General features: G+C 71.9%; 30 protein-coding genes. 21 read left to right on the forward strand and 9 right to left on the reverse strand.

Annotated elements, in window-relative coordinates:
- Window positions 1-30: 30 nt before the first annotated feature.
- From ACFQ58_RS03610 to ACFQ58_RS03630, 5 genes are all read left to right on the forward strand, one after another.
- Window positions 31-1,488, forward strand: a complete 1,458-nt coding sequence (locus tag ACFQ58_RS03610) for a S8 family serine peptidase (protein ID WP_376949627.1) — start codon at window positions 31-33, stop codon at window positions 1,486-1,488.
- Window positions 1,489-1,669: 181 nt separating this feature from the next.
- Entirely contained in the window at window positions 1,670-2,452 is a 783-nt protein-coding gene (locus ACFQ58_RS03615; protein ID WP_376949629.1) for an NAD(P)H-hydrate epimerase, read from the forward strand.
- A gap of 42 nt (window positions 2,453-2,494) precedes the next feature.
- Window positions 2,495-3,037: a DUF3151 family protein gene (locus ACFQ58_RS03620; protein ID WP_376949631.1), complete on the forward strand. Its 543-nt coding sequence runs from the start codon at window positions 2,495-2,497 to the stop codon at window positions 3,035-3,037.
- A gap of 1 nt (window position 3,038) precedes the next feature.
- The gene (locus tag ACFQ58_RS03625) at window positions 3,039-4,325 is read left to right on the forward strand and encodes an adenylosuccinate synthase (protein WP_376949633.1); all 1,287 of its coding nucleotides are present in this window, start codon (window positions 3,039-3,041) and stop codon (window positions 4,323-4,325) included.
- Between the two features lie 260 nt (window positions 4,326-4,585).
- Entirely contained in the window at window positions 4,586-5,335 is a 750-nt protein-coding gene (locus ACFQ58_RS03630) for a hypothetical protein (protein ID WP_376949635.1), read from the forward strand.
- Between the two features lie 140 nt (window positions 5,336-5,475).
- On the opposite strand, the gene ACFQ58_RS03635 is transcribed toward ACFQ58_RS03630, so the two are convergent.
- The gene (locus ACFQ58_RS03635; RefSeq protein WP_376949637.1) at window positions 5,476-5,697 is read right to left on the reverse strand and encodes a hypothetical protein; all 222 of its coding nucleotides are present in this window, start codon (window positions 5,695-5,697) and stop codon (window positions 5,476-5,478) included.
- Between the two features lie 109 nt (window positions 5,698-5,806).
- Here ACFQ58_RS03635 and ACFQ58_RS03640 point away from each other — a divergent pair, with 109 nt between their 5' ends.
- Complete coding sequence (locus ACFQ58_RS03640) at window positions 5,807-6,460, forward strand: GNAT family N-acetyltransferase (RefSeq protein ID WP_376949639.1); 654 nt, start codon at window positions 5,807-5,809, stop codon at window positions 6,458-6,460.
- Between the two features lie 12 nt (window positions 6,461-6,472).
- On the opposite strand, the gene ACFQ58_RS03645 is transcribed toward ACFQ58_RS03640, so the two are convergent.
- From ACFQ58_RS03645 to ACFQ58_RS03660, 4 genes are read right to left on the reverse strand one after another with little or no spacing between them, the layout of a single operon-like run.
- Window positions 6,473-7,939: a cation acetate symporter gene (locus tag ACFQ58_RS03645; protein WP_376949641.1), complete on the reverse strand. Its 1,467-nt coding sequence runs from the start codon at window positions 7,937-7,939 to the stop codon at window positions 6,473-6,475.
- On the reverse strand, window positions 7,936-8,349 hold the full coding sequence (locus ACFQ58_RS03650; RefSeq protein WP_376949643.1) for a hypothetical protein: 414 nt from the start codon (window positions 8,347-8,349) through the stop codon (window positions 7,936-7,938). The genes ACFQ58_RS03645 and ACFQ58_RS03650 overlap by 4 nt, the downstream gene beginning before the upstream one ends.
- Entirely contained in the window at window positions 8,346-9,089 is a 744-nt protein-coding gene (locus tag ACFQ58_RS03655; RefSeq protein WP_376949645.1) for a LytR/AlgR family response regulator transcription factor, read from the reverse strand. The genes ACFQ58_RS03650 and ACFQ58_RS03655 overlap by 4 nt, the downstream gene beginning before the upstream one ends.
- Complete coding sequence (locus ACFQ58_RS03660; protein ID WP_376949647.1) at window positions 9,086-10,312, reverse strand: sensor histidine kinase; 1,227 nt, start codon at window positions 10,310-10,312, stop codon at window positions 9,086-9,088. The genes ACFQ58_RS03655 and ACFQ58_RS03660 overlap by 4 nt, the downstream gene beginning before the upstream one ends.
- A 202-nt stretch (window positions 10,313-10,514) precedes the next feature.
- Here ACFQ58_RS03660 and ACFQ58_RS03665 point away from each other — a divergent pair, with 202 nt between their 5' ends.
- Together ACFQ58_RS03665 and ACFQ58_RS03670 are read left to right on the forward strand one after the other, a co-directional pair.
- Window positions 10,515-10,907 (forward strand): DUF485 domain-containing protein, encoded by a 393-nt coding sequence (locus ACFQ58_RS03665; RefSeq protein ID WP_376949649.1) that lies wholly within the window; start codon window positions 10,515-10,517, stop codon window positions 10,905-10,907.
- Window positions 10,907-12,520, forward strand: coding sequence for a cation acetate symporter (locus ACFQ58_RS03670; RefSeq protein WP_376949651.1), 1,614 nt, complete (start codon window positions 10,907-10,909; stop codon window positions 12,518-12,520). The genes ACFQ58_RS03665 and ACFQ58_RS03670 overlap by 1 nt, the downstream gene beginning before the upstream one ends.
- Window positions 12,521-12,717: 197 nt before the next feature.
- Here ACFQ58_RS03670 and lpdA read toward each other — a convergent pair whose 3' ends face one another.
- On the reverse strand, window positions 12,718-14,118 hold the full coding sequence (lpdA, locus tag ACFQ58_RS03675; RefSeq protein ID WP_376949653.1) for a dihydrolipoyl dehydrogenase: 1,401 nt from the start codon (window positions 14,116-14,118) through the stop codon (window positions 12,718-12,720).
- Window positions 14,119-14,294: 176 nt separating this feature from the next.
- Between lpdA and ACFQ58_RS03680 the strand changes: the two genes are divergently transcribed.
- The 11 genes from ACFQ58_RS03680 (at window position 14,295) to ACFQ58_RS03730 (ending at window position 23,153) form a co-directional block, all read left to right on the forward strand.
- The gene (locus ACFQ58_RS03680; RefSeq protein WP_376949654.1) at window positions 14,295-15,287 is read left to right on the forward strand and encodes a DMT family transporter; all 993 of its coding nucleotides are present in this window, start codon (window positions 14,295-14,297) and stop codon (window positions 15,285-15,287) included.
- Window positions 15,288-15,448: 161 nt separating this feature from the next.
- Window positions 15,449-15,808 (forward strand): GntR family transcriptional regulator, encoded by a 360-nt coding sequence (locus ACFQ58_RS03685; protein WP_376949656.1) that lies wholly within the window; start codon window positions 15,449-15,451, stop codon window positions 15,806-15,808.
- Entirely contained in the window at window positions 15,805-16,710 is a 906-nt protein-coding gene (locus ACFQ58_RS03690; protein ID WP_376949658.1) for an ABC transporter ATP-binding protein, read from the forward strand. The genes ACFQ58_RS03685 and ACFQ58_RS03690 overlap by 4 nt, the downstream gene beginning before the upstream one ends.
- On the forward strand, window positions 16,707-17,474 hold the full coding sequence (locus ACFQ58_RS03695; protein WP_376949660.1) for a hypothetical protein: 768 nt from the start codon (window positions 16,707-16,709) through the stop codon (window positions 17,472-17,474). Before ACFQ58_RS03690 ends, ACFQ58_RS03695 begins: the two co-directional genes overlap by 4 nt.
- A gap of 175 nt (window positions 17,475-17,649) precedes the next feature.
- Window positions 17,650-17,859 carry a heavy-metal-associated domain-containing protein gene (locus tag ACFQ58_RS03700; protein ID WP_376949662.1) on the forward strand — a complete coding sequence of 70 codons (210 nt, stop codon included), beginning with the start codon at window positions 17,650-17,652 and terminating at the stop codon, window positions 17,857-17,859.
- An 11-nt stretch (window positions 17,860-17,870) separates the two neighbouring features.
- Entirely contained in the window at window positions 17,871-18,881 is a 1,011-nt protein-coding gene (locus tag ACFQ58_RS03705) for a heavy-metal-associated domain-containing protein (protein ID WP_376949664.1), read from the forward strand.
- A complete protein-coding gene (locus ACFQ58_RS03710; protein ID WP_376949666.1) occupies window positions 18,878-21,196 on the forward strand; it encodes a heavy metal translocating P-type ATPase in 2,319 nt (772 codons plus the stop codon). Before ACFQ58_RS03705 ends, ACFQ58_RS03710 begins: the two co-directional genes overlap by 4 nt.
- Window positions 21,197-21,215: 19 nt before the next feature.
- On the forward strand, window positions 21,216-21,557 hold the full coding sequence (locus tag ACFQ58_RS03715; protein ID WP_376949668.1) for a chorismate mutase: 342 nt from the start codon (window positions 21,216-21,218) through the stop codon (window positions 21,555-21,557).
- Window positions 21,554-22,522, forward strand: a complete 969-nt coding sequence (locus tag ACFQ58_RS03720; protein ID WP_376949670.1) for an SDR family NAD(P)-dependent oxidoreductase — start codon at window positions 21,554-21,556, stop codon at window positions 22,520-22,522. Before ACFQ58_RS03715 ends, ACFQ58_RS03720 begins: the two co-directional genes overlap by 4 nt.
- Window positions 22,519-22,737 (forward strand): hypothetical protein, encoded by a 219-nt coding sequence (locus ACFQ58_RS03725; protein WP_376949672.1) that lies wholly within the window; start codon window positions 22,519-22,521, stop codon window positions 22,735-22,737. Before ACFQ58_RS03720 ends, ACFQ58_RS03725 begins: the two co-directional genes overlap by 4 nt.
- Window positions 22,734-23,153: a pilus assembly protein CpaE gene (locus tag ACFQ58_RS03730; protein WP_376949674.1), complete on the forward strand. Its 420-nt coding sequence runs from the start codon at window positions 22,734-22,736 to the stop codon at window positions 23,151-23,153. Before ACFQ58_RS03725 ends, ACFQ58_RS03730 begins: the two co-directional genes overlap by 4 nt.
- A gap of 19 nt (window positions 23,154-23,172) precedes the next feature.
- Here ACFQ58_RS03730 and ACFQ58_RS03735 read toward each other — a convergent pair whose 3' ends face one another.
- The gene (locus ACFQ58_RS03735; protein WP_376949676.1) at window positions 23,173-23,565 is read right to left on the reverse strand and encodes an SHOCT domain-containing protein; all 393 of its coding nucleotides are present in this window, start codon (window positions 23,563-23,565) and stop codon (window positions 23,173-23,175) included.
- Between the two features lie 129 nt (window positions 23,566-23,694).
- On the opposite strand from ACFQ58_RS03735, the gene ACFQ58_RS03740 reads away from it, so the two are divergent.
- Window positions 23,695-24,246 (forward strand): hypothetical protein, encoded by a 552-nt coding sequence (locus ACFQ58_RS03740; protein WP_376949678.1) that lies wholly within the window; start codon window positions 23,695-23,697, stop codon window positions 24,244-24,246.
- An 8-nt stretch (window positions 24,247-24,254) separates the two neighbouring features.
- On the opposite strand, the gene ACFQ58_RS03745 is transcribed toward ACFQ58_RS03740, so the two are convergent.
- Both ACFQ58_RS03745 and ACFQ58_RS03750 read right to left on the reverse strand, forming a co-directional pair.
- The gene (locus ACFQ58_RS03745; RefSeq protein ID WP_376949680.1) at window positions 24,255-24,515 is read right to left on the reverse strand and encodes a hypothetical protein; all 261 of its coding nucleotides are present in this window, start codon (window positions 24,513-24,515) and stop codon (window positions 24,255-24,257) included.
- A 2-nt stretch (window positions 24,516-24,517) separates the two neighbouring features.
- The gene (locus ACFQ58_RS03750) at window positions 24,518-25,027 is read right to left on the reverse strand and encodes an NUDIX domain-containing protein (RefSeq protein ID WP_376949682.1); all 510 of its coding nucleotides are present in this window, start codon (window positions 25,025-25,027) and stop codon (window positions 24,518-24,520) included.
- A 117-nt stretch (window positions 25,028-25,144) separates the two neighbouring features.
- Between ACFQ58_RS03750 and ACFQ58_RS03755 the strand changes: the two genes are divergently transcribed.
- Window positions 25,145-26,272, forward strand: a complete 1,128-nt coding sequence (locus tag ACFQ58_RS03755) for a glycosyltransferase (RefSeq protein WP_376949684.1) — start codon at window positions 25,145-25,147, stop codon at window positions 26,270-26,272.
- Window positions 26,273-26,275 lie beyond the last annotated feature (3 nt).

A 26,275-nucleotide genomic window follows, 5' to 3' on the forward strand; every position in this document is an offset into this window, starting at 1 on the left:
GGCACTCCATGCACATCGAACGGAGACAGGATGAGGAACACCAAGGTGATCGGCGCGGCGTCAGCCGTCGCCCTCGCCATCGGACTGGTGGGAACGACGGTCGCACCGGCCGTCGCCGTCGGACCGGAGTCCACGTACCTCGTGCTCGCGCCCAAGGGCGCGACCACGAAGGCGGCCGCAGAACGCGTGGCCGCCGCCGGCGGCACGGTCGTGGCCGCCTACGACCAGATCGGCGTGCTCGTCGCGCGCTCGACGAACACGGCCTTCGACACTGCGGTCGCGGGTCGCGGCGTCGAGTCGGTCGCCTCGACCGACGGCCTCGGCACCACGCTCATCGACGACGATGCGTCCGTGGCCGTCGACTCGGCCACCGTCCAGGCGACCGGCGACCCCACGGGCGAGCCGCTCTGGGGCCAGCAGTGGGACATGACGCAGATCGACGTGGCCGAGGCCCACGCGGTGACCACGGGTGACTCGTCGGTGGTCGTCGGCGTGCTCGACTCGGGCATCTCGTCGACGCACCCCGACCTGGCCTCGCAGATCGCGTTCGACCAGAGCGCCTCGTGCCTCGGCGGCGTGGTCGACACGAGCGTCGCGGCCTGGAACCCGACGACCTCCGATCACGGCACGCACGTCGCCGGCACGATCGCAGCGGCGATCAACGGCGTGGGCGTCGCGGGCGTCGCGCCCGGTGTCAAGGTCGCGTCGGTCAAGGTCGTCAACGACGACGGCTTCATCTACCCCGAGGCCGCGGTCTGCGGGTACCTCTGGGCGGCCGACCACGGCATGCCGGTCACGAACAACAGCTACTTCATCGACCCGTGGGAGTTCAACTGCATCAACGACCCGCGCCAGCGTCCCGTCTGGCAGGCCGTGCAGCGCGCTCTGAGCTACTCGCAGTCGAAGGGCACCCTCACGGTGGCGTCGGCGGGCAACAGCAACGTCGACCTGCAGCACAAGTTCATCGACTCGAGCAGCCCGAACGACGGCACGTACCCCGTCGAGGATCGCACCGTCACCGGCGCCTGCCGCGACCTCCCGGCCGAGGCGCCGGGCGTCGTGACGGTCTCGGCCGTCGGCCCGACCGAGCAGAAGAGCTACTACTCGTCGTACGGCCAGGGCGTCGTCGACGTCACGGCCCCCGGCGGTGACACGCGCTTCCGCACCGGCGGCGCGACGTCCACGCTGACCGACGGGATCCTGTCGACCACGTGGAACGCGGCGACCGGTGCCAACGGCTGGGGCTACAAGCAGGGCACGTCGATGGCCGGGCCGCACGCGGCCGGTGTCGCGGCGCTCGCCGTGTCGGCGCACCCGGGCATGAACCCCGGCCAGCTCGCCTCGTTCCTCGAGCGCACGGCCACGCCGCTGGAGTGCCCGGAAGGCGTGTACGAACCGCGCCCCGGCTTCCCGGCGACCTGCACGGGTGGCGAGCGGAACAGCTTCTACGGCGCGGGCAACGTGAACGCGTTCGCCGTCGTCGAGTAGTCGACCGAATCGCACCGAGGGGTCGGGCCCGCCAGGGCCCGGCCCCTCTCGCGTGCCCGGAATCACCGATTCAGGAAGTCGGACGCTCGTCAGGACCCGATCGCGGATCCCATCCTGAGCAGCCTCCGACTTCCTGAAACGAGACGACGAGGGGCGGATGGTGCGGCGTAGGCTCGGCGGCATGGGCGCCGATGCTCCGCACTCCGCTGCACCGTCGCCGCGGCACGGCTACACGGCTGCGCAGGTCCGCGCCGCCGAGGCGCCGCTGCTCGCCGCGGGCGAGCCGCTCATGCAGCGTGCGGCGGCCGCGCTCGCCGACGAGATCGCTCGGCTCCTCGGACTTCCGTCGGACGGCGACTCGTCCGGCACGGCTGCGGATGGAACGCGTCGCCCACTCGTCGTCGTGCTCGCCGGGTCGGGCGACAACGGCGGCGACGCGCTGTTCGCGGGCGCCCGCCTCGCCGAGCGCGGAGCCGACGTGCGCATCGTGGCCGTCGGGACGCGGATGCACGAGGCCGCCGCGGCCGCAGCGCACCGCACCGGCGCGAACGACCTCGACCCCGACGGCGACCCGACCGGATTCGCCGCGGCGATCGACGACGCCGACGTGCTCGTCGACGGGATCCTCGGCATCGGCGCGGCCGCCAGCCCCGCGTTGCGGGGTCGGGCGCGCGACGTCGTGGCGCGGGTGCTCGAGCGGCTCGCGGAACGCGGGCACGCCGAGCGGGCGCCCGGAACGCGGCATCCGCTCGTCGTCGCCGTCGACCTGCCGAGCGGCATCTCACCCGACGACGGACGCGTGCCCGACCCGACCGTCCTGCCCGCCGACGTGACCGTGACCATGGGCGCCGTGAAGGCCGGTCTGCTGCTGCCGCCGGCGTCGAGGCTCGCCGGCCGCGTCGTGCTCGTCGACCTCGGCCTCGGCCCAGCGCTCGCCGCGGTCGAGCCCGTCGTCACGGTCTGACCCGCACCCGGGGCGCGAAAACCCCATGCGATACGGTTGAGTGTGACTCAGGACCAGACCCCCGACGCGGCTGAGGCGGTGCTCGCCGACGAACCCGAGGTCCGGCAGGCGCTCACCGACGCCGATCGTGGAAACGTCGTCCGAGTCGTCGCCGAGCATGCGTCGTCGCCGCTCGCGTGGGCCGCGCTGGCCGACGTGGCCGACTCCGAGGGGCGCCCGATCGACGCGTTCGCCTACGCGGTCGTCGCGGTCGACCTCGCACGCGAGCAGCTCGCGGCGTCCGGATGGGCGGCCGGCCAGTCGGTGCCGTGGGCCGAGGAGTCCAACCGCGCGTACCTCCGCGCGCTCGACGCCGAGCGCCGTGCCGCCGAGCGGCTCGGCCTGGCCGATCGCGCCGCACGCGCCGCGGACGACCTCGCCGCGGCCGACGCCGAGGCGCCCGCGCGCATCGCCTCGGAGTTCACGCCCACGCAGCTCATGCCCGTCATCACGGAGCCCCTGCCGCCGCGCCCCGCGTCGACCGACGCGCCCGCCGGCGACCCGTCCGACGAATCCGCCGCGCCGGGTGCGGCACGAGAGGACTGACATGCCCGCGGTCGTGCTGATCGGAGCGCAGTGGGGCGACGAGGGCAAGGGCAAGGCGACCGACCTGCTCTCCTCTCGCCTCGATTACGTGGTGAAGTTCAACGGCGGCAACAACGCGGGCCACACCGTGGTCGTGGGCGACGAGAAGTACGCGCTGCACCTCCTGCCGAGCGGCATCCTCACCCCCGGCGTCACGCCGGTCATCGCGAACGGGGTCGTCGTCGACATCGAGGTGCTGTTCGAGGAGATCGAGGGCCTCGAATCGCGCGGCGTCGACACGTCGAAGCTGCGCATCTCGGCGAACGCGCACGTCATCACGCAGTACCACCGCACCCTCGACAAGGTCACCGAGCGCTTCCTCGGCAAGCGCCAGATCGGCACCACCGGCCGCGGCATCGGCCCGACCTACGCCGACAAGATCAACCGCGTCGGCATCCGCATGCAGGACCTGTTCGACGAGAACATCCTCCGCCAGAAGGTCGAGGGCGCGCTCGACCAGAAGAACCACCTGCTCCTGAAGGTCTACAACCGCCGCGCGATCGGGGTCGACGAGGTCGTCGACGAGCTGCTCGCGTACGTCGACCGGCTCCGGCCGATGGTCACCGACACGTCGCTGCTGCTGCACCGCGCGCTCGAGGCCGGTGAGACCGTGCTGTTCGAGGGCGGCCAGGCGACCATGCTCGACGTCGACCACGGCACGTACCCCTTCGTCACGTCGTCGAACGCGACGTCGGGCGGCGCGGTCACCGGCTCGGGCATCGCGCCCAACCGCATCGACCGGGTCATCGGCATCGTGAAGGCCTACACGACGCGCGTGGGCTCCGGCCCGTTCCCGACCGAGCTGTTCGACCAGTGGGGCGAATTCCTCGCCGAGCAGGGCCACGAGTACGGCACCACCACGGGCCGTCGCCGCCGCACCGGATGGTACGACGCGCCCATCGCCCGCTACACCGCCCGCATCAACGGCGTCACCGACTTCGTGCTCACGAAGCTCGACGTGCTCACGGGCATCGACCGCATCCCCGTCGCCGTCGCGTACGACGTCGACGGCGTGATCATGGAGGAGGTCCCGGTCTCGCAGTCCGACTTCCACCACGCCAAGCCCGTCTACGAGGAGTTCCCCGGCTGGACCGAGGACATCTCGGGTGCGCGCTCGTTCGATGACCTGCCCGCGAACGCGCAGAGCTACGTGCGTGAGCTCGAGGCCATGTCGGGCGCCCGCTTCTCGGCCATCGGCGTCGGCCCCGGCCGCGACGAGATCGTGCAGCTGCACGACCTCTTGGACTGAGCCGGTCCGCCGGGCCGACTGCCGGGATCGAGTCCCGGGTTTCCGCGGGTGCATCCGCACCAAGGCGGGAATGGATGTGCGGGAGTGCGTGGCGACGCCGCCCGAGGTTCGCGAGTCCCGGGTTTCGGCGGGGTCAATCCGCACGAACCCGGGAATGGACGAGGGGTGGATGCCGCGCGGCATCCACCCCTCGTCGGTGTCGGGGCGGCGGCGTTCCATGTGCGAGCATGGATCACCGACCCGAAGGGAAATCAACGGCGATGATCCCGCAACCCGGCCGCCTCGCGCGGTGGCGCTCGATGCTCGGCCTGGACGACCCCTACCTGCGCGGCCTGCTCATCCTGCTCTGGGCGACGACCACCGCCTACGTGGTCGCGCACCTCTCGCACAGCCTGATCGGCGCGCCGTGGCATCCGTACTTCCACCTCGGGACCGAGCGTGGATACGCGGAGCTGTTCTTCCAGATGCTCACGGGCTGGACGGCGGCGATGCTCGTGGTCGCCGGCGTCCGGCGGCGCAGCCCGGCGCCCCTCGTGTTCGCGGCGTTCTCGCTCTACCTGCTCGCCGACGACTACTTCCGCGTGCACGAGCAGGTGGGCACGGCCTTCGGGATCTGGTTCGACCGCGAGGTGGTCTACCTGCAGGGACTCGCGACCCATCTCGGGGAGGCACTGTTCCTGCTCGGCGTGGGCGCCGTGGTCATCACGACATTCGTGGTCACGTACCGCACGGCGGGCGCGGCCGCGCGGCGCATGGCCCGCATCCTCGCCGCGCTCTACGCGGCCCTGGCGATCTTCGGGTTCGCCGTGGACGTGGTGCACGCGCCCTTCATCGACGAGCCGATCATCGACCCGATCTTCATCGCCATCGAGGACGGCGGCGAGATCGCGGTGGCCTCCCTCATAGTGGTGCACGCGCTCGCGCTCGCCTTCGGCCCGCTCGCCCGCCCGGATGAGCCCGTATCCGACGCGGTTCCGATCGCCGCCCCAGAGGCGGAACCCACCCGCTGAGCGGACCTGCAGCAGGTCGTTCAGACGCCGCCCGAGGTTCGCCAGTCCGGGTTTCGGCGGGTGAGTCCGTACGAACCCGGGAATGGACGAGGGGCGGATGCCACCCGACATCCGCCCCTCGCTCTCCGCCGGCGGTCGGCCTACGGCTCGGTCCCGATGGTCTTGTCGATGTGCCCGCGGACGTCGTCGACCTTCGCGTCGTGCTCGTCGGGCGTGACCTTCTTCGCGGCGTCTGCGACGGCGTCGAGGACCTTGTCGCTGATCTCCTCGGCCTGCTCGCTGTTGAGCGCCTCGTTGATCTGGTCCTTGTTCTCCTCGACGAACTCCTGCGCCTTCTTCGTCAGGTCGTCCAGTGCTCCCATTCCCCAGGTCCCTTCTCTGCGACGGTGACGGTTCGGGGCTCATCGTAGGGCGAGCGGATGTCGCGCGGGCGGTTTCCACAGGGGACGCTCGGGGTGCCACACTCGGTGGATGCCCGCACGCCGCCCCGCACCCGCGCCGCTCGTCGGCCGATTCGTCACGCTCGAGCCGATGACCGAGGCGGACGTGCCCGCGCTCGAGCGCGCCATCCGCCGACCCGAGGTGTTCGCGGGCGGCTACGGCGGCGGCCCGTCGGGACTGCCTGCCGACGAGGCCGCGTTCGCGGTCTTCGCCCGCGCCTCGTACACGCCCGAGCCCGATGCGCTGCCCTTCGCCGTACGCCTGCGCGGCGGACCCGACGACGGCACGATCGTGGGTGCGACCAAGCTCGGCGACCTCGATCTCGACAACGAGTCGGCCCACCTCGGGTGGACCGCGTACGACCCGCGCGTGTGGGGGTCCGCGGTGAACCCCGAGACGAAGCTGCTGATCCTCGGGCTCGCGTTCGACCACGGCTTCGGACGGGTGAAACTGCAGGCCGATGCCGTGAACGACCGCTCCCGCGCCGCCATCGAGCGGCTCGGCGCGCGCTTCGAGGGCGTGCTCCGCCGGGTGCAGCGCCGCCCCGACGGCACGTGGCGCGACACCGCGGTGTACTCGATCCTCGCCGACGAGTGGCCGGCCGTGCGGGCCGGCCTCGAGGCGCGCCTCGCCGAACGCGGCGACCGCGTGGTCCAGCTCGCCGACCGAGCCGCCGCCGACTAACGGCTTCCGAGCTCAGGCGCCGTCGCGCTCCGGGAGGTGCAGGCGCGCGAGGAATGCGTCGACCCCGCGCGGCAGGCGACGCCGATCGGCGCGCGAGACGAGCACGGTCACGAGCACCGCGAGCGGCACCGTCCACGCGGCGGGCTGTTCGACGAGCGGGCGGATGGCGGGGGCCGACGCCGCCACGAGCGCGCCGCCGAGGATCGCCGCCCCTGAGAGCATCGCGCCCGTCGCCATGCCGGCGATCGCGCCTCGGGCCGTGAGGCCGCGCCACCAGATGCCGAGGATGAGCACCGGGCAGAGCGTCGACGCGGTGAACGCGAACACCAGGCCGACGCTGCCGGCGAGGCCAGCCGGCTCGGTCGCGAGCGCGACCACGAGCGGCACCGCCGCCGAAGCGAACGCCGCGATCCGGAAGCCGCGCACGCTGCCGCCGAGCAGGTCCTGCGAGATGACGCCCGCGACCGAGACGATGAGGCCCGACGAGGTCGAGAGGAACGCGGCGAACGCGCCGCCGATCACGAGCGCCGTGAGCAGCTGCCCTGCGACACCGGGCACGAGCCGGTCGGGGAGCACGAGCACGAGGGCATCCGCGTCGCCGGGCTTCGCGAGGTCGGGAGCGAACGAGCGGCCCAGTAGGCCGAACAGCGTGGGGAAGAGGTAGAACGCCGAGAGGAGCGCGAGCACGATCACGGTCGTGCGGCGTGCGGCCGGGCCATCCGGGTTGGTGTAGAACCGCACGAGCACGTGCGGCAGGCCGAGCGTGCCGAGCAGCAGGGCGACCATGAGCGAGACGGTGCGGTAGACGTCGAGACCACCGGGTCCGGCGTCGGCAGGGAACGCGGTGGATGGCGCGAGGGCCGGTTCGACGGCGCCCGTGACGATGAGCAGCGCGACGGCCGGGACCGCGAGCGCCGCGAGCTTCAGCCAGAACTGGAACGCCTGCACGAACGTGATCGAGCGCATGCCGCCCGCCGCGACCACGACCGCGACGAGCAGCGCCACCGCGAGCGAGCCGACCCAGCTGGGCAGGCCGGTGGTGATGCGCACCGTGAGCGCCGCGCCCTGCAGCTGCGGCACGATGTAGAGCCATCCGATCACGACGACCAGCACGCTCGTGACCCGCCGCACCCCGACCGACTCGAGCCGCGCCTCGGTGAAGTCGGGGATCGTGTACGCGCCCGAGCGGCGCAGCGGCGCCGCGACGAACAGCAGCAGCATGAGGTACCCCGCCGTGTACCCGATCGGGAACCACAGCGCCGAGGCGCCCGTCAGCAGGATGAGCCCCGCGATGCCGAGGAACGACGCCGCCGAGAGGTACTCGCCGCCGATCGCGGACGCGTTCCACCACGGGCGCACCGTGCGGCTCGCGACGTAGAAGTCGCTCGTCGTGCGCGAGATCCGCAGGCCGTAGATGCCGATGAGCACCGAGACGACGGCGACGGCCGCGATCGCGGCGTACCCGATCGCGGGGCTCACGCGTCCTCCGCGAGCGAGCGGTAGCGCGCCTCGTTGCGGGTCGCGGCGCGCACGTAGAGCGCGGCGACGGTGATCGCGAGCGGGTAGACGCCGACGCCGAGCAGGAGCCACGACACGGGCACTCCGACGACCGACGCCTCGTCGAGCCCGGGCAGCAGCGCGACGCCGATCGCGAACGTCGCCGTGGCCGCGACGAACGCGACCGCGCAGACGAGCGCGAGCCGCAGCTGGGAGCGGATGAGCGAGCGCACGTAGACGGCCTGCACGTCGCTCGTGGGGCCGGGCCCGGCGGCGCCGGTGCGCCGGCGGGCGGTCGAGCGTCGAGCGGATGCCGCGACCGCAGCGGTGCGCGGGGCGGTCACGCGCACGCGCTCGGGGGCCGGCTCGGAATCCCGCTCGGAGTCGCTCACGAGCGGGCCCGCGGGGTCGCCTGCTCGAGCCGCTCACGGAGGGCGGGCAGCAGCCGACGGCTCACGGGCAGCTCGGCCTGGCCCACGACGACCGTCGGCCGGTCGGTGCCGAGCCGCACGCGCGTGACGTGCGGCAGGGCGACGAGGTACGAGCGGTGCACGCGCACGAATCCCGCGTCGGCCCACTGCCGCTCGAGGTCGGACATCGGCACGCGCACGAGGTAGCTCGCCTCGTCGGTGTGCAGACGCGCGTAGTCGCCCTGTGCCTGGACGTACCGGATGTCGTCGCGGCGGATCATCCGCGTCGTGCCGCCGAGCGTGACGGCGATCACGTCGGGGCGCGAGGCTGCGGCATCCGTCGCCCCCGGCTGCGTCTGCCGCATGGACTCGATGACCCGCGTGACCGACCGCTGCAGCCGCTCGGTGCGCACGGGCTTCAGGAGGTAGTCGACCGCGGCCAGGTCGAACGCCTCGAGCGCGCCCTCCTCGTCTGCGGTCACGAACACGAACGCCGGTTTGCGTTCGAAGCGCTGCAGTGCCCTCGCCAGGTCGAAGCCCGAGAGCCCGGGCATGTGGATGTCGAGGAACGCGGCGTCGACCGGCTCGCGCGTGAGGATCCGGATCGCCTCGGAGCCCGACGTCGCCCGGTGGATCGTGCCGATGCGGGGGTCCTGGCCGAGCAGGAACGCCAGCTCGTCCACCGCGGGCTGCTCGTCGTCGGCGATGAGGACCGAGATCACGGCACCAGTCTCCCATCCGCCTCGCCGCGGGTGCCGGGGTCGACGGATGCCGCGCTTCGGCCGGGCTGCGACTTCGGCACGCGCATCCGCACGAGCGTGCCGGCCCCGACGTTCGTCTCCACGACGAGCCCGTGCTCGTCGCCGTACACCTGCCGGAGGCGCGCGTCGACGTTTCGGAGGCCGACGTGCTCGCCCGGGGTGCCGCCCGCGAGCACCTCGGCCGCGACCTCGGGATCGATGCCGACGCCGTCGTCCTCGACCGTGATCTCGGCGTCGGCGCCGCGGTCCTCGGCCGTGATGGTGATGCGACCGCCGCCCTCCTTGGCCTCGAGCCCATGGCGCACGGCGTTCTCGACGAGCGGCTGGATCGACAGGAACGGGATCACCGTGGAGAGGACCTCGGGCGCGACCTGGAGCGTGACCTTCAGCCGGTCGCCGAAGCGGGCGCGCTCGAGCTTGAGGTACGAGTCGATCGAGCGCAGTTCCTCGGCCACGGTCGTGAAGTCGCCGTGCCGGCGGAAGGAGTACCGCGTGAAGTCGGCGAACTCCAGCACGAGCTCGCGCGCCTTCGCGGGGTCGGTGTTGATGAACGACGCGATCGCGTTGAGCGAGTTGTAGATGAAGTGGGGGCTGATCTGCGCCCGCAGGGCGCGCACCTCGAGCTCGGCGAGCGCGGCACGCGAGGCGTCGAGCTCGCCGAGCTCGACCTGCGCGGCGACCCAGTCCGCGACCTCCCCCGTGGCGCGCACCAGCCCGGCGCGGACGCGCGGTGCGAAGGCCACGACGGCCCCGACGACCTCGTCGCCGGCGCGGATCGGCGCGGCCGCGGCATCCGTCTCGCCCCACGGCGCCGGAACCCGCCGCTCGACCTGCGCCTTGCCCGACGCGACCGCCTCGTCGGCGAGCCGCTCGGCCGCGGCGACCAGTGTCTCGTCGCCGTCGACCGCGACGGGTCCGCCCGCCATCACGAGGGCGAGCGTGTCGGCGGCGAGCATCGCCCTGAGCTGCTTCGCGGCGCGCGCGGCGTCCGTCTCGGTCATGTCGCCGCTCAGGTGCTTCGCCGCACGCGAGGCGAGGTGGAGCGTCTGGTAGGTGGCCTGCTCGGCGTCCGTGCCGAGCTCGCGCGACTGCACCACGAGGCGCCGCAGCAGCACCACGAGCCCGACCGCGAGCGCGCCCGCGACGACGCCGGCGGCGGCGGCGAGCAGCGTCGACTCGGGCATGCACCGACTCTAGATGCCGCGCGCGCGGGCGGTGCCGTCGTTCGTCGTCGAGCTCCGCCGTTCGTCGCACCGCTCGCGCCGTTCACCGACGACGAACGGTCGAGGCCCCCACCGCGACATCCGCGCCCCCAGCATGGACGCATTGCGACGACCGCAGCGGCGCGGGACCAGCCCGGCCGCGACCCCTCGAAGGAGAGACGCCATGGGCAACGAGGCCCTGAGCGGCGAAGTCGACCTGAGCCATGTCGACTATCCCGCAGTGCAGCAATCGCCAGAGTTCCAGAAGCTCCGCAAGACGCACCGGAGCTTCGTCTTCCCCGTCCTCGCCGTGTGCCTGGCGTGGTACCTCGTGTACGTGCTGCTGGCCAGCTACGCGCACGACTTCATGTCGACGCGCGTGTTCGGCAGCATCAACGTCGCCATCCTCCTGGGCCTCGCGCAGGTGGTCACGACGTTCGCCGTGACCATGTGGTACGTGCGGTTCGCCGGGAAGAACTTCGACCCGCAGGCCGAGCGGATCCGCGATGAGATCGAGACCGGCGTCTTCGCCGAGCGCTCGGCGGCCGCGGCCGCCGGCGAGGGGGTGACCCGCTGATGGTCCACCTCGAAGCAGCCACGACCTCGCCCGGCGAGCCCTGGCTCAACATCGCCATCTTCGGCGCGTTCGTCGCCATCACGATGGTCATCGTGTTCCGCGCCAGCCGGAACAACAAGACCGCGGCCGATTACTACGCGGCCGGCCGCTCGTTCACGGGAAGCCAGAACGGCTCGGCGATCGCCGGGGACTACCTCTCGGCGGCGTCGTTCCTCGGCATCGTCGGCGCGATCGCCATGACCGGGTACGACGGGTTCCTCTACTCCATCGGCTTCCTCGTGGCATGGCTCGTCGCGCTGCTGCTCGTCGCCGAGCTGCTGCGCAACACGGGCAAGTACACGATGGCCGACGTGCTGTCGTTCCGGCTCAAGCAGCGCCCGGTGCGCATCGCCGCGGCGACGACCACGCTCGTCGTCTGCTTCTTCTACCTGCTCGCGCAGATGGCGGGCGCCGGCGGCCTCGTGTCGCTGCTGCTCGGCATCGGCGACCAGGTCGGCCAGGCCGTCGTCATCACGGTCGTGGGCGCGCTCATGATCCTGTACGTGCTCGTCGGCGGCATGAAGGGCACCACCTGGGTGCAGATCATCAAGGCCGTGCTGCTCATCGCGGGCGCCGGCATCATGACCATCTGGGTGCTCGCGCTGAACGGCTTCGACTTCTCGGCGCTGCTCGACCGCGCGGTCGAGGTCGCGGGCAACCCGGCGATCCTCGACCCGGGCCTGAAGTACGGCGTGTCGGATGTCTCGAAGATCGACTTCCTCTCGCTGGGCCTCGCGCTCGTGCTCGGCACCGCGGCGCTGCCGCACGTGCTCATGCGCTTCTACACGGTGCCCACGGCCAAGGAGGCGCGCAAGTCGGTCGTCTGGGCGATCTGGCTCATCGGCATCTTCTACGTCTTCACGCTCGTGCTCGGCTATGGCGCGGCGGCCCTCGTCGGTCCCGAGGTCATCGCCGCGGCTCCCGGCGGCCCGAACTCGGCGGCCCCGCTCCTCGCGTTCGCGCTCGGCGGCCCGCTGCTGCTCGGCGTGATCTCGGCGGTCGCGTTCGCGACGATCCTCGCGGTCGTCGCCGGCCTCACGATCACCGCGGCGGCCTCGTTCGCGCACGACATCTACGCGTCGGTCGTGAAGAAGGGCAAGCCCGAGCCGGGCGCCGAGGTGAAGGTCGCGCGTCGCACGGTGGTCATCATCGGCATCGTCGCGATCCTCGGCGGCATCGGGGCGAACGGCCAGAACATCGCGTTCCTCGTGGCGCTGGCGTTCGCGGTCGCCGCGTCGGCGAACCTGCCGACCATCGTCTACTCGCTGTTCTGGAAGGGCTTCACCACGCGCGGCGCCCTCTGGAGCATGTACGGAGGCCTGATCTCGGCGATCGTGCTCATCGCGTTCTCGCCGGTCGTCTCAGGCTCGGAGACGTCGATGCTGAAGACGGAGGCGATCGACTTCGCGATCTTCCCGCTGTCGAACCCGGGCATCGTCTCGATCCCGCTGGCCTTCCTGCTCGGCTGGATCGTCAGCGTGCTCGACAAGCGTCGCGAGGACCCGGTCAAGCAGGCCGAGATGGAGGTGCGCTCGCTCACGGGCGTCGGCGCCGAGAAGGCGGTGCACCACTAGGAGCTCCGGCGGCCGCCCCGTCTCGGGAAGCGGGGCGGTCGCCGGGATCGACTGCGACGGGGTGGGAACGCCTGCCCTGGCCTCGTCGCCGGCACGACGGGGGCGGACGTCGCGGACTTCGGGTCCGCCATCCGCCCCCGTTGCGCTGCGCGGTTTCGAGGCGGCGCTGCGCGCCTCCTCATCCCGCAGCGTCCGCCTCACATGTTGATCATGTGGCCCACCAGGCCGTGGAACGCCTCCTGCAGCGCCTCCGACAGCGTCGGGTGGGTGTGCACGTTGCGGGCGAGCTCGAGCGCGCCGAGGTCCCACTTCTGCGCCAGGGTGAGCTCGGGCAGCAGCTCCGAGACATCCGGGCCGATGAGGTGGCCGCCGAGGAGCTCGAGGTGCTCCTTGTCGGCGACGAGCTTCACGAACCCCACCGGGTCGCCGAGGCCGTTCGCCTTGCCGTTCGCGGTGAACGGGAACTTGGCGACGACCACGTCGTGGCCCTCGTCGCGGGCCTGCTGCTCGGTGAGGCCGAAGCTCGCGACCTGCGGCGAGCAGAACGTCGCGCGCGGCATCATCCGGTAGTCGCCGAGCTCCATGGTCTCGGCGTCGCCGATGGTCTCGGCCGCGACGACGCCCTGCGCCTCGGCGACGTGGGCGAGCATGAGCTTGGCGGTGACGTCGCCGATCGCGTAGATGTGCGGCACGTTGGTGCGCATCCGCTCGTCGATGGCGATCGCGCCGCGCTCGGTGAGCTGCACGCCCGCGTTCTCGAGTCCGAAGCCCTCGACGTTCGGGGCGAAGCCGACCGAGATGAGCGCCTTGTCGACCTCGAGCGAACCGGGCTGCCCGTCGGCGCCGGTGTACGAGACGGTGACGGAGGTGCCGTCGTCGACGACCGTGTCCACCTTCGTCGACGCGAGGATCGGGATGCCGAGGTTGCGGTACTGCCGCGTGATCTCCTTCGAGACCTCGACGTCCTCGTTGGGCAGGGCGCGGTCGAGGAACTCGAGGACCGTGACCTCGACGCCGTAGTTTCGCAGCACATAGGCGAACTCCATGCCGATCGCGCCGGCGCCGACGATCGCGATCGAGCGCGGAAGATCACGCGTGAGGATCTGCGTCTCGTAGGTGACGACGTTCTGCGAGAGCTGCACGCCGGGCAGCAGCCGCACCTGCGAGCCGGTCGCGATGATCGCGTTGCGGAACGAGATCGTCTCGACCGAGCCGTCGGCCTTCGTGACGTCGAGCGTGTTCGCGTCGCGGAACGCGCCGCGGCCGTCGAACTCGGTGATCCCGTTCTTCTTCATCAGGAAGTGCACGCCCTTGACGTGCTTCTCCGACACCTGGCGGCTCCGGTCGAACGCGACGCCGAAGTCGAAGTGCACGTCGCCCGAGATGCCGAACGTCGCGGCCTGGGCATGGAAGATGTGGGCGAGCTCGGCGTTGCGCAGGAGCGCCTTCGAGGGGATGCACCCGACGTTGAGGCAGACGCCGCCCCAGTACCTCTCCTCGACGACGGCCACCTTCAGGCCGAGCTGGGCGGCGCGGATGGCGGCGACATACCCGCCTGGACCCGCGCCGAGGACGACGACATCGAACTGTTGGGCCATGCGGGCCAGCCTAGGTCGCCGGACGCTCCGACGGCAGGGGCGGAATGGGCCGAGAACGGCGGTGAGGGCGGCCGGGAGACGGCCCGGCGCGGCAGCGGCTGCCAACGTTCGGCGGGTTCCGGACATCGCGTTCGGCAGGCCTCGCCGCGCCGCCCGCGCGGACGTACCGTGAGGCGGTGGACACGCGAACCTCGACCCCGAACGCCGCGCCGGCCGCCGCCCCGAGCTCGGCACCGCCGCAGAGCCGGAAGGGCGGCGTGCGCACGTGGGTGCAGTTCCTGGCCGCGGGGCTCGTGTGGGGCGCGAGCTTCCTCTTCATCGCCGTCGCGCTGACCGGGCTCTCGTTCACCCAGGTCGCCTGGGCGCGTATCGTCTTCGGCGCCATCACGCTCGGCCTCGTGGTGCTGGTCGCGCGCCCGCGCGTCGACGGGGGGCCGGTGCTGCCGCGCGAGCCGGCCGTCTGGCTGCACTTCCTCGTCATCGGCGTGACCGGATGCGTCGTGCCGTTCCTGCTGTTCGCGTGGGCGCAGCAGTCGGTGACCTCGAGCCTGGCTTCGATCCTCAACGCGACGACGCCGATCATGACGGCGCTCATCGCGACGCTCGCGTTCCGCGTGGAGCGGCTCGACGCGTCGCGGTGGCTCGGCGTGCTGGTGGGCATCGTCGGCGTGGCGGTCATCATCGCGCCGTGGAACGCCGAACTCGGCGGCGACCTCGCGGGCCAGCTCGCCATCCTCGGCGCGACGGCGTGCTACGGCGTGATGTTCGGGTACACCCGGCGCTTCCTGAGCGGGCGCCCGATCGCGGCGACGACGTTCGCGTTCCTCCAGGTCGGCACGGCCGGAGCGGTCATGCTGCTGCTGACGCCGTGGCTGGCGGTCGGCCCGGTGCGGATCGACGCCGCCGTCGTGGTGTGCCTCGCGATCCTCGGCATCGCCGGCACCGGGCTCGCCTACGTGTGGAACATCGGCGTGATCCGCGACTGGGGGCCGACGAACGCGTCGACGGTCACGTACGTCACGCCGGTCGTCGGCGTGGTGCTCGGCGTGCTGATCCTGCGCGAGCCGCTCACGTGGAACGAGCCGATCGGCGCACTCGTTGTCATGGCGGGCATCCTGCTCGCGCAGGGGCGGGTGCGGATGCCGCGGCGCGCCGCCGCACGCGCCTGACCGTCGCCCGCTCGGCCGCGCCATCCGTGGGCCGCTGCGCTGCTCGAGCGAGCGGGCGCGCGAATCGACGCGCCATCCGCCCGAACCTCTTGACATCATCCTCGGTGCATGGTTGGTTAGCTAGTGAAGTAACTAACCAAGCAACCGAATCGGAGGGGCGGATGGACGAATCGCGGCCGATCTTCCTGCAGATCGCGGAGCAGATCGAGAACGACATCATCGACGGCACCATCGCCGAGGATGCCGCGATCCCCTCGATCAACGAGCTCGCCGCGTTCCACCGCATCAACCCGGCCACCGCGCTCAAGGGCGTGAACCGGCTCGTCGAGCAGGGGATCGTCGCCAAGCGCCGAGGCGTCGGCATGTTCGTGGTGCCGGGCGTGCGCGATCGCCTCATCGAGCGCCGGCGGGCCGAGTTCGCCGCCGAGTACCTCCAACCGCTCATCGTCGAGGCCGCCAAGCTCGGCATCGGCGTCGACGAGCTCGCGGGCATGCTCCGCGAGGAAAGGATCCTGACATGACCAGCACCGTCGTCCGCGCGCGTGGGCTCACGAAGCGCTACGGCTCGTTCACGGCGATCGACGGCGTCGACCTGTCGTTCGAGGAGGGTCGCATCTACGGACTCCTCGGCCGCAACGGCGCCGGCAAGACCACGATCATGCAGCTGCTCACGGGCCAGATCTTCCCGAACGGCGGGGAGCTCGAGGTCTTCGGCCGAGCTCCCGCCGAGCACGCCGACGTCCTGCGCCGGATGTGCTTCATCGCCGAGGCGCAGCGCTACCCCGAGGACTTCACTCCGGCCCACGTGTTCCGGGCCGCGCCCTGGTTCTTCGAGCACTGGGATGCGGCGTTCGCCGAGCGGCTCGTCGCCGACTTCCGCCTTCCGGTCAAGCGCCGCATCAAGAAGCTCTCGCGGGGCCAGCTGAGCGCGGTGGGCGTGATCGTGGGACTCGCCTCACGCGCGCCCCTCACGTTCTTCGACGAGCCGTACCTCGGGCTCGACGCAGTCGCGCGGCACATCTTCTACGACCGGCTGCTCGAGGACTACGCCGAGCACCCGCGCACGGTCGTGCTGTCGACCCACCTGATCGACGAGGTCGCGAACCTGCTCGAGCACATCGTCCTGATCGACCAGGGGCGAATCCTGCTCGACCGCGACGCCGACGAGGTGCGCGGGAGCGCGACGACCGTCGCCGGCTCCCGGGCCGCCGTCGAGCGGTTCGTGGCGGACCGTCCGGTGATCGGCCGGGACTCGCTCGGCGGCCTCGCGTCCGTGACGATCGACGGTCGCCTCGACCGATCCGAACGCCTCGAGGCGGCGGAGCTCGGCCTCGAGCTCGCGCCCGTCTCGCTCCAGCAGCTCATCGTCCATCTCACAGGCGCCGACCTCGCCGGAACGACCGAAGAGGAGGCCGCAGCATGACCGCCGTCGTCACCGCCCTGCCGATCGACCAGGCGTCGCGGTTCCGTCCGCACGAGATCTGGCGCATCATCCGGCTCCACGCCGTGAACCCGTCCATCCTGTTCGGGGTGCCGTGGATCATCCTCGGCGGCGCGTGGGCCATCTCGGTGCTCATCGCGCTGATCATGACCAGCGCCGGGGTGCCGCCCGCCGAGATCACGGAGGGCATGCGGTACAGCTGGGCCGTGATCTCGCCGCAGTGGTACCTCATCGCGGTCGGCGTGCAGGCGGTCGCGTTCACGTTCTCGTTCGCGCTCGGCTTCGGTGCGACGCGCCGCGACTACTGGCTGGGCACGAGCGCGATGTTCCTGTTCGTCTCGCTCGAGATGGCCGTCGCCATCGCGACGCTCGTCCAGGTCGAGCAGCTCACGAACGGATGGTGGGTCAACGCGGCCATGTTCGACGCGCTCTGGTACGGCCAGGAGGGCTGGCTCGTGGACTTCTTCACGACGTTCGCGATGCAGCTCCTGGTGCTGTTCATCGGCGCGGGCATCACGACGATCTACATGCGCTGGCGGATGCGCGGCATGCTCACGCTGGTGTTCGGTGCCGTCGCGGTCATCCTGGTCGCCATCGCTGCCCTGACCTTCACCGAGTCCTGGCCGGCGCTTGCGGAGTGGCTCATGTCCATCGGGCTGGTGGGCGTGTTCACCATCGTGCTCGTGAAGGCGCTGGCGTGGGCCGTCGCCGGGTTCCTGGTGATCCGGCGGGCGACGCCGCGATAGGGGAACGCGGCGTCCGACGCGGCGCGGCATCCGTTCGGGGGAACGGATGCCGCGCCGTTCGTCGTCGTCGGGTCGGGCCCTTGCGGAATACCCCCAAGGGGTATAACGTTCGAACGAGACATACCCCAGTGGGGTACCATCGAACCGACCGAGATCCAGACAGGGAGTTCCAACGATGAGCGAGCGCGAGTACCAGGTGACCGGCATGACGTGCGGCCACTGCGAGCTGTCGGTGCGCGAAGAGGTCGAGCAGCTCGCCGGCGTGACGGACATCCGCGTGTCCGCCTCCGCCGGCCGGCTCGCGATCTCCGCCCCGTCCGACCTCGACGACGCCGGCGTGATCGCCGCGGTCGAGGAGGCCGGCTACGCCGCCGTGCGCGTCTGACGCGAGTCGACGTGCACACGGCAGCCAGGCTGGGGCTGTTCGCGGCGGGCGCGGCGGCGGTCTTCACCGTCGCGCTCGTCGCGGCCCCGCTCTTCATCCCGGCCGACGCCTCGGCCGCATGGACCTCGATCGAGGACGACCACATGGACACGCCTGAAGCCGGGCACGGCGGATACGCCGGCGCCGCGGCATCCGCATCGACCCCGACCGCCGCCGACGACGTGCGGGGCCTGTCGGTCTCGCACCGCGGCTACACGCTCACCGCGCTCACCGCGCCGACCGCTACGGGTGAGGCCGGATCGATCTCCTTCGCCATCACGGATGCCGCGGGCGAACCGCTCATCGCCTACGACACTGCGCACGAGAAGCGGCTGCACCTCATCGTGGTGCGCACCGACGGCGCGCACTTCCGCCACGTGCACCCCGAGCTCGGCGACGACGGCACGTGGACGGTCCCGTTCGCGTTCGATGCCGGCGGCACCTACCGCGTCTTCGCCGACTTCGTGCCCAGCGCGCTCGGCGAGACCGTCACGCTCACGAGCACGGTCGACGTGGCCGGCGCCTTCGCGCCCGAGCCGCGCACGGCCGACGCGACGACGGCGACCGTCGACGGCGTCACGGTCGAGCTGGCCGGCGAGCTCGTCGCCGGCGCCGAGCGCGAGCTGACGTTCGCCGTGACGCGCGACGGCGAGCCCGTGACGACGCTCGAGCCGTACCTCGGCGCCTACGGACACCTCGTCGCGCTCCGCCAGGGCGACCTCGCCTACCTGCACGTCCACCCCATGGGCGAGCCCGGTGATGGCGTCACCGATCCGGGTCCCGAGATCGCCTTCATGGCCACGGCGCCCACAGCCGGGCGCTACCTCCTCTACCTGGACCTGCAGCTCGACGGTCGCGTGCTCTCCGTGCCGTTCGTGCTGACCGCCACGGGCGAGGCGACGGATGCCGCGGGCGGCGACGCGCACGGCGACGGCGCGTCGCACGGCCCCGCCGAGTCGTCGCACGGGGAGGACCACGGATGACCACCGACCTCGCGACATCCGGCCCGGCCGAGGCGAACGCCGAGCGCACGCTCGAGCTCGAGATCGGCGGCATGACCTGCGCATCGTGCGCGATGCGCATCGAGAAGAAGCTGAACCGGCTCGACGGCGTCACCGCGACGGTGAACTACGCGACCGAGAAGGCGCGCGTGACGGCACCGTCCGGGGTCGACACGGCCGAGCTCATCGCGACGGTCGAGGCCGCGGGGTACCGGGCCGAGCTTCCGCCGCCCCCGGCATCGCCCACCTCGGCGGCCGGCGGCGGCACCGGTACCGGCACGCCCGACCCCGGGACCCGCGCCGACGCCGAGCTGCGCTCGCTCCGCACGCGGCTCATCGCCTCCGTCGTGCTCTCCGTGCCCGTGATCCTGCTCGCCATGATCCCGGCGTGGCAGTTCACGTCCTGGCAGTGGGCGTCGCTGGCGCTCGCGGCGCCGGTCGTGACCTGGGCGGCCTGGCCGTTCCACCGCGCCGCCCTCGTGAACCTGCGCCACGGTGCCGCCACGATGGACACTCTCGTCTCGCTCGGCGTGACCGCCGCATTCGCATGGTCGTTGTACGCGCTCTTCCTCGGCACGGCGGGCGAGCCCGGCATGGTGCACGGGTTCGAGCTCACGGTCGCGCCGAGCGACGGATCGGCGAACCTCTACCTCGAGGTCGCGGCGGGCGTCACGATGTTCGTGCTGCTCGGCCGCTACCTCGAGAAGCGGTCGAAGCGTGCAGCGGGCGCGGCACTGCGCGCACTGCTCGAGCTCGGCGTGAAGGAGGTCGCGGTGCTCCGCGACGGCGTCGAGACGCGCATCCCCGTCGAGCAGCTCGTGGTCGGCGACGTGTTCGTCGTGCGCCCCGGCGAGAAGATCGCGACCGACGGCCTCGTGGTCGACGGCCGCAGCGCGGTCGACGCGTCGCTCGTGACCGGCGAGTCGGTGCCTGTCGAGGTCGAGGCCGGGGACGCCGTCATCGGAGCGACGGTGAACGCGGGCGGACGCCTCGTGGTGCGTGCGACCCGCGTCGGCGCCGAAACGCAGCTCGCCCAGATGGCCCGGCTTGTCGAGGACGCCCAGGCCGGCAAGGCGCAGGTGCAGCGGCTCGCCGATCGCGTCGCGGGCGTGTTCGTGCCCGTCGTCATCCTCATCGCGGTCGGCACGCTGGGGATGTGGCTCGGCGGCGGCTTTCCCCCCGAGGCCGCGTTCACGGCCGCCGTCGCGGTGCTCATCATCGCGTGCCCGTGCGCGCTCGGCCTCGCCACGCCCACGGCGCTGCTCGTCGGCACCGGCCGCGGCGCGCAGCTCGGCGTGCTCATCAAGGGTCCCGAGGTGCTCGAATCCACGCGCCGCGTCGACACGATCGTGCTCGACAAGACCGGCACGGTGACGAGCGGGCGGATGTCGCTCGCCGGCATCCACACTGCCGACGACGTCGATGAGGCCGAGCTCCTGCGCCTGGCCGGCGCGCTCGAGCACGCGTCCGAGCACCCGGTCGCCAAGGCGATCGCGGATGGCGCGGCCGCGCGCGTCGGCACCCTGCCGTCGCCCGAGTCCTTCGAGAACCGCCCGGGCCTCGGTGTGCACGGCGTCGTCGAGGGGCACCTCGTGCTCGTGGGCCGACCGGCGCTGCTGGGGGAGTGGGCCATCGAACCCGATGCGCGCGTCGCGGCATCCATTGCCGACGCCGAGGCCGAAGGCCGCACCGCGGTGGTCGTCGCGTGGGACGGCGCCGTGCGCGGCGCGCTCACGGTCGCCGACGCCGTCAAGCCCACGAGCGCCGACGCGGTCGCGAGACTCCGTGGTCTCGGCCTCGAGCCGATCCTGCTCACGGGCGACAACGAGACGGTCGCCCGACGGGTCGCGGCCGAGGTCGGCATCGAGCGCGTCATCGCCGAGGTACTCCCCGCCGACAAGGCGGCGGTCGTGGCGCAGCTTCAGGGAGAGGGCCGTTCGGTCGCCATGGTCGGCGACGGCGTCAACGACGCGGCTGCGCTCGCGCAGGCCGACCTCGGCATCGCGATGGGCACGGGCAGCGACGTCGCCATCGAGGCCGCCGACCTCACGCTCGTCCGCGGCGACCTGCTCGCGGCCGTCGACGCGATCCGGCTGTCGCGGCGCACGCTCGGCGTCATCCGGGGAAACCTGTTCTGGGCGTTCGCGTACAACGTCGCGGCGATCCCGCTCGCGGCGCTCGGCCTGCTCAATCCGATGCTGGCGGGGGCGGCCATGGCCTTCTCGAGCATCTTCGTGGTGGGCAACAGCCTGCGGCTGCGCGCCTTCCGCTCGGCGGTCGGGAGCACCGGCGGCTGAGTGGCCGTAGGGTCGATGCATGACCGCCGAGACCCCCGCCGCTCCGATCGACGAGCGCGACGCCGCGATGACGGAGCTGCTCGGCATCCGCTCGAGCATCGACAACATCGACGCGGCGCTCATCCACCTGCTGGCCGAGCGGTTCAAGTTCACGCAGCAGGTCGGGCGCCTGAAGGCCGAGCACGGCCTGCCGCCGAGCGATCCCGAGCGCGAGAAGCGCCAGATCGCTCGGCTCCGGGCCCTCGCCGAGGATGCGCACCTCGATCCGGCGTTCGCCGAGAAGTGGTTCAACTTCGTGGTCGCCGAGGTCATCCGCCACCACGAGGAGCTCGCCGACTCGAACGGCGCGGAGGGCCTGTGAGCTGGTACCCGCTCCCGATCCCATCCCAGGCGGGTCGATCGGTGCTCGTCACCGGGGCGAACGCGGGGCTGGGCTTCTTCACGTCGGCGCGACTGGCGCGGGCCGGCGCGCACGTGACGCTCTCGGGTCGCAGCCCCGAACGACTTGCGGCGGCGGTCGCCGCCATCCGGGGCCGGATGCCGCGCGCCGACGTCGACTCGCTCGTCATCGACACCTCGTCGCTCGAGTCCGTGCAGGTGGGCGCGGAACGGCTGCTCGACCGGGCGCCGCTCGACGCCGTCGTGCTCAACGCCGGCATGGTGCACACGCCCGCGGCGCGGCTCGAGAGCGTCGACGGCAACGAGCTCGTGCTCGCGACGAACGTGCTCGGGCACTTCGCGCTCCTGGCCCGCGTGCTGCCGCACCTCGCGACCGGCGCGCGCGTGGTGACGATCGGCTCGCTCTCGACGATGCTGTCGACGTTCCGCGTCGACGACCTCCAGTTGCTTCGGTCGTACGACGCGTGGCGTGCGTACGCGCAGTCGAAGATCGCGGCGACGTCGATCGCGTTCGAGCTCGACCGACGCCTGCGTCGTGCAGCCGTGGACGGCGCGGAGGCGGTGGGCGCGGCATCCGCGGTGCCCCGGGTGCACAGCCTCGTCGCACACCCGGGCTACTCGATCTCGGGGCGGACGCCCCGCGTGCCGGGCGTCAACGAGCCCGCGCGCCTCGACCGCTTCGCCGACGCCCTGCAGGCGCCCTTCTCGCAGGGAAAGCACCGCGGCGCCGAGCCCATCGTGCACGCCGTCGTCGCCGACGACGTCGAGGGCGGGCAGTTCTGGGGTCCGCAGTATGCGACGAAGGGACCGCCTCGGCTCGCGATGCCGACGCGCGTGTCCCGCGATCCGCGGATCGGCGCGCGGGTCTGGGCGTTCGCCGAGCAGGCGACCGGACTCGTGCTCGATCCGGCCCGGGTGGGCTCGTGATCCGCGGGGCGATCGGCCGTTGGTGGTCGAAGCCGGGCGTGCGGCTGCGGATCGCGCGTGTGCTCGTCGTGGTCGGCGCCGCGCTCGGCCTCATCGGCGTGCTCACCGCGCGCTACGGACTCCTGTTCGCGGGCATCATCGTCGTCGGCCTCGCCGCCGGGCTCGGACCGGCGCGGATCCGGAAGCGATCGGGCGACTCCGGGGGGTCGCAATGATCAGCCGCGAGCTCGCCCTGCAACTGCGCGACGCCGGCCTGGTCTGGCACCCCGAGTCGGGCGATCGCTTCCAGCTCGACCTGCCGAGCGACGTCGAGGCCGATGTCGAGGCCGACACGTTCACGGTGAGCGAGATGACGATCGAGAGCCGCCGCTACCCGACGGGTCCGATCTTGGCGTTCAATGGCACGACCGAGTGGGCGCTGGATTCCGTCGCACTGGCCGACGCCGTGTGGCTCCCGCGTGAGGACCAGCTCCGCGAACTGCTGCGCGCGACCTTCCGCGGCCTGCGGCGCCTGACCGACGCGTTCGAGGTCGAGATCGAGCTCGCCGGCGAGCGGCGCCGATTCGAGCACCCCGACGCATCCGAGGCGTATGGGATGGCGCTGCTCGTGCTCATCGAGCGCACGCGCTGAGCCGCGCCATCCCGACGGGTCACGCGGACTGCAGCGCCTTGGCCTTCAGCGACTCGTACTCGGCCTGCGTGATCGCGCCGCTGTCGAGCAGCCGCTTGGCGGACTCTATCTCGGCGGACGCCGATTGGCCGCCGGAGCCCGCGACCGAGCGGATGTAGTCGGCCTGCTGGGCGTTCATCGCCTGCGCCCGCTCCATGTTCCGCTGGGTCATGCTCTGGCCGCGTGCGATCAGGTAGATGAATGCGGCCAGGAACGGGAGGAAGACGAGGAAGATCACCCACAGGGCCTTCGCCCATCCGTTGAGGCTCGGATCCCGGAAGATGTCGATGAACACGGTGATGAAGATCCAGATGCACGCGATGATCACGTAGAACCAGAAGAGCCAGACCAGGAAGTCCCACAAGTTGCCCACGGCGTTTCCCTTTCCTCGGTGCGGGTGAGGGTCACTCCCGCGTGGCTCGACGCTAGCCACGGGTCGCCGACTCGTATGGGTCTTTCGGCACGTCGCTGCGCGAAATCGAGCGCCGAATAGGCTCGGGTCATGGGTGAGGCGGATGCCGCGGCGGCAGTCGCACGGGCGCGCGACGCCGTCGGGCGCGCCGTCCAGGCGCTCACCGAGGCATCCGCCCGCACCGAGACGCTCGCCGAGTACGTGCCGGGGCGCCGCGTGCTCGGGGTCCCGCGTGCGCCGCGCATGCGGGTGATCGGGCCCGTGTGGCGGCTCGGCGTGCTGCTGCTCGACGCCGACGGTCGCGTGTACGGGACGGGTCGCGTCATCCGTGCCGAGCGTGCCGCCCGGAAGAGCGTCACGGCCGAGTCCGTGGCCGAGCAGCGCGCGTTTCGCGCCGCCGCGATCAAGGGCGGCATCGCCGAAGGCGCGACGGTCGTGTTCGACGCCGAGCCGTTCGAGCTCGCGGCCGGCGCGCTCGCCGCGGGCGCGACATCCGGCCCGCTCGTGCTCACGACCGCGGTCGATGGTTCGGCGCAGGTCGCGGTCCGCTGGAACCCGTCGCGGGATGACGCGCTCATCCCGATCGAGTCCTACCTCGTCGAGCGCGTCGACCTGCTCGTGAACCCGCCGCAGGGGACGTGAGCCCGAGTTCAGCGCGGCAGGTCGGTCCCCTCGTCGCACGAGTCGGTGCGCGACGGCCGCTGCTCCGACTCGGCGATGGACTCGATCACCGAGTCCTGCAGCCCGCGCTGACCGGTGTGCAGCTCCTGGTAGGTCTCGCCTGCCCCCATGATCGGCCCGAACGCGGCGCGCAGGCGATGCCCGCGCGGCGCACGGGCGGCCCGCACGGCCATGCCCACCACGAGCGCCGCAGCGAAGAGCGCGACGAGGATGCCGACGACCGCCTCCACGATCAGAACCCGAACGTCGTGATCGGCGGCAGCCCGCCGTCGCGCCAGCCCTCGAGCGCGAACCGCTCGTGGTGCACGAGGCGCTCGGGCAGCGCATCGAGCGCGAACCACTCGAGCGCGCTCGCCTTCTGCTCCTGCAGCGAGGGGATGCCGCGCCACGACCGCGCGACGAAGAAGACGTCGATCCGCTGGTCGACGGGCAGCCCCGTGGGGGCCGTGCGATGCATCGCGGTGATCGGCTCGAGCGCCGACTCGTCGACCTCGACGCCGATCTCCTCGAGGACCTCGCGGACCGCACCGGCCATCACGGTCTCGCCGAACTCGACGTGCCCGGCTGCCGAGGCGGCCCACCAGCCGTCGTAGTACCCCGTGCCCTCGCGCGTCTGCAAGAGCACGCGTTCACCCTCGACGAGGAACACGTAGGCCGCCGGGATGAGGGCGAACGAGCCGTGCGCGGCGGCGTACCCCTCGGGATACGCCTGCCGTCCGTCGCCGCCCTGCGCATCCGGCATCCGCCACCCCGCTCTCAACATCGGATGACGCGACCCTACCGCGTGCCACGAGCGGAGCCCGCGCCCGAACCGACCGGCTAGGGTGAAACGGTCGAGATTCGCGGGAGGACGTGGCGCGTGCAGCTCACGATCATCGTGCCGACGTTCAACGAGGGGCCGAACGTCGCCGAGCTCGTTCGTCGGGTCGAGGCCGCCGTGAGCGGGCTCGACGCGGAGATCATCTTCGTCGACGACTCCACCGATGACACCCCGGCGGTCATCGAGCGCGTGGCCGCCGAGGCCGGACTCCCCGTGCGGTGCATCCACCGCACGGATCCGGCCGGCGGACTCGGGGGCGCGGTCGTGGCGGGCGCAGCGGCATCGACCGCGCCGCTCTGCCTCGTCATGGACGGCGACCTGCAGCATCCACCCGAGGTCATCCCCGAGCTGGTCGCGCGCGTGCTCACGGGCGACGTCGACCTCGTGGTCGCGTCGCGCTACGCGGGCGGCGGGCGCGCCGCCGGCCTGTCCGGATGGCTCCGCCACGCGGTCTCGCGCACCGCCACACTCGTCACGAAGGCGATGTTCCCGGTGCGCCTGCGCGACACGAGCGATCCGATGACGGGCTTCTTCGTGTTCGTGCGCGAGCGCGTCGACCTCTCGGCGCTCCGACCCACCGGCTTCAAGATCCTGCTCGAGATGCTCGTCGTCCAGCCCCTCCGCATCGCCGAGGTGCCCTTCGAGTTCGCGCCGCGGCACGCCGGCTCGTCGAAGGCGACGCTGCGGCAGGGCCTGCGGTTCGTGCATCAGCTCGCGCACCTGCGATTCGGCCTCATGTCGGGCTTCGCGGTCATCGGCGCGATCGGCGTCGTCGTCAACGCGCTCATCGTCTGGGGGCTCACGAGCCTCGGCATGGACTGGCTCCCCGCCGCCATCATCGCGACCGAGGTCACGATCATCGGCAACTTCGCGCTGCAGGAGCTCTCGGTCTTCCGCGACCTGCGTCACGACGCACGGCCACTGCCGACGCGCTTCGGGCTCGCGTTCGCGTTCAACAACGCCGAGGCCGTCGTGCGGATCCCCGTCGTCTACCTCATGGTCGACTCGGGCCGGTTCACCGCGGTGCTCGCGACCGTCATCACGCTCGCGGTGGCGTTCGTCGCACGGTTCACGTTCCAGTCGCTCGTCGTCTACCGGCCCCGGTCCGCCGCCGCGCGCCGAGCCACGGCCGACACGCGAAGCGTCGACGCCCGAGCCCCGAAGTAGCGC

This window comes from Agromyces sp. NPDC056523 (assembly GCF_042794545.1).
In the GTDB taxonomy this organism is placed as follows: Bacteria; Actinomycetota; Actinomycetes; order Actinomycetales; family Microbacteriaceae; genus Agromyces.

Excerpts from the sequence above, each read along its gene's own strand:
- ACFQ58_RS03715 (WP_376949668.1), top strand. The coding sequence starts at position 21,216 with ATGACCGCCGAGACCCCCGCCGCTCCGATCGACGAGCGCGACGCCGCG.
- ACFQ58_RS03625 (WP_376949633.1), top strand. The coding sequence starts at position 3,039 with ATGCCCGCGGTCGTGCTGATCGGAGCGCAGTGGGGCGACGAGGGCAAG.
- ACFQ58_RS03690 (WP_376949658.1), top strand. The coding sequence starts at position 15,805 with ATGACCAGCACCGTCGTCCGCGCGCGTGGGCTCACGAAGCGCTACGGC.
- ACFQ58_RS03700 (WP_376949662.1), top strand. The coding sequence starts at position 17,650 with ATGAGCGAGCGCGAGTACCAGGTGACCGGCATGACGTGCGGCCACTGC.
- ACFQ58_RS03740 (WP_376949678.1), top strand. The coding sequence starts at position 23,695 with ATGGGTGAGGCGGATGCCGCGGCGGCAGTCGCACGGGCGCGCGACGCC.
- ACFQ58_RS03635 (WP_376949637.1), bottom strand. The coding sequence starts at position 5,697 with ATGGGAGCACTGGACGACCTGACGAAGAAGGCGCAGGAGTTCGTCGAG.
- ACFQ58_RS03695 (WP_376949660.1), top strand. The coding sequence starts at position 16,707 with ATGACCGCCGTCGTCACCGCCCTGCCGATCGACCAGGCGTCGCGGTTC.
- ACFQ58_RS03610 (WP_376949627.1), top strand. The coding sequence starts at position 31 with ATGAGGAACACCAAGGTGATCGGCGCGGCGTCAGCCGTCGCCCTCGCC.
- ACFQ58_RS03640 (WP_376949639.1), top strand. The coding sequence starts at position 5,807 with ATGCCCGCACGCCGCCCCGCACCCGCGCCGCTCGTCGGCCGATTCGTC.
- ACFQ58_RS03660 (WP_376949647.1), bottom strand. The coding sequence starts at position 10,312 with ATGCCCGAGTCGACGCTGCTCGCCGCCGCCGCCGGCGTCGTCGCGGGC.
- lpdA (WP_376949653.1), bottom strand. The coding sequence starts at position 14,118 with ATGGCCCAACAGTTCGATGTCGTCGTCCTCGGCGCGGGTCCAGGCGGG.
- ACFQ58_RS03710 (WP_376949666.1), top strand. The coding sequence starts at position 18,878 with ATGACCACCGACCTCGCGACATCCGGCCCGGCCGAGGCGAACGCCGAG.
- ACFQ58_RS03665 (WP_376949649.1), top strand. The coding sequence starts at position 10,515 with ATGGGCAACGAGGCCCTGAGCGGCGAAGTCGACCTGAGCCATGTCGAC.
- ACFQ58_RS03685 (WP_376949656.1), top strand. The coding sequence starts at position 15,449 with ATGGACGAATCGCGGCCGATCTTCCTGCAGATCGCGGAGCAGATCGAG.
- ACFQ58_RS03630 (WP_376949635.1), top strand. The coding sequence starts at position 4,586 with ATGATCCCGCAACCCGGCCGCCTCGCGCGGTGGCGCTCGATGCTCGGC.
- ACFQ58_RS03730 (WP_376949674.1), top strand. The coding sequence starts at position 22,734 with ATGATCAGCCGCGAGCTCGCCCTGCAACTGCGCGACGCCGGCCTGGTC.
- ACFQ58_RS03670 (WP_376949651.1), top strand. The coding sequence starts at position 10,907 with ATGGTCCACCTCGAAGCAGCCACGACCTCGCCCGGCGAGCCCTGGCTC.
- ACFQ58_RS03615 (WP_376949629.1), top strand. The coding sequence starts at position 1,670 with ATGGGCGCCGATGCTCCGCACTCCGCTGCACCGTCGCCGCGGCACGGC.
- ACFQ58_RS03750 (WP_376949682.1), bottom strand. The coding sequence starts at position 25,027 with ATGCCGGATGCGCAGGGCGGCGACGGACGGCAGGCGTATCCCGAGGGG.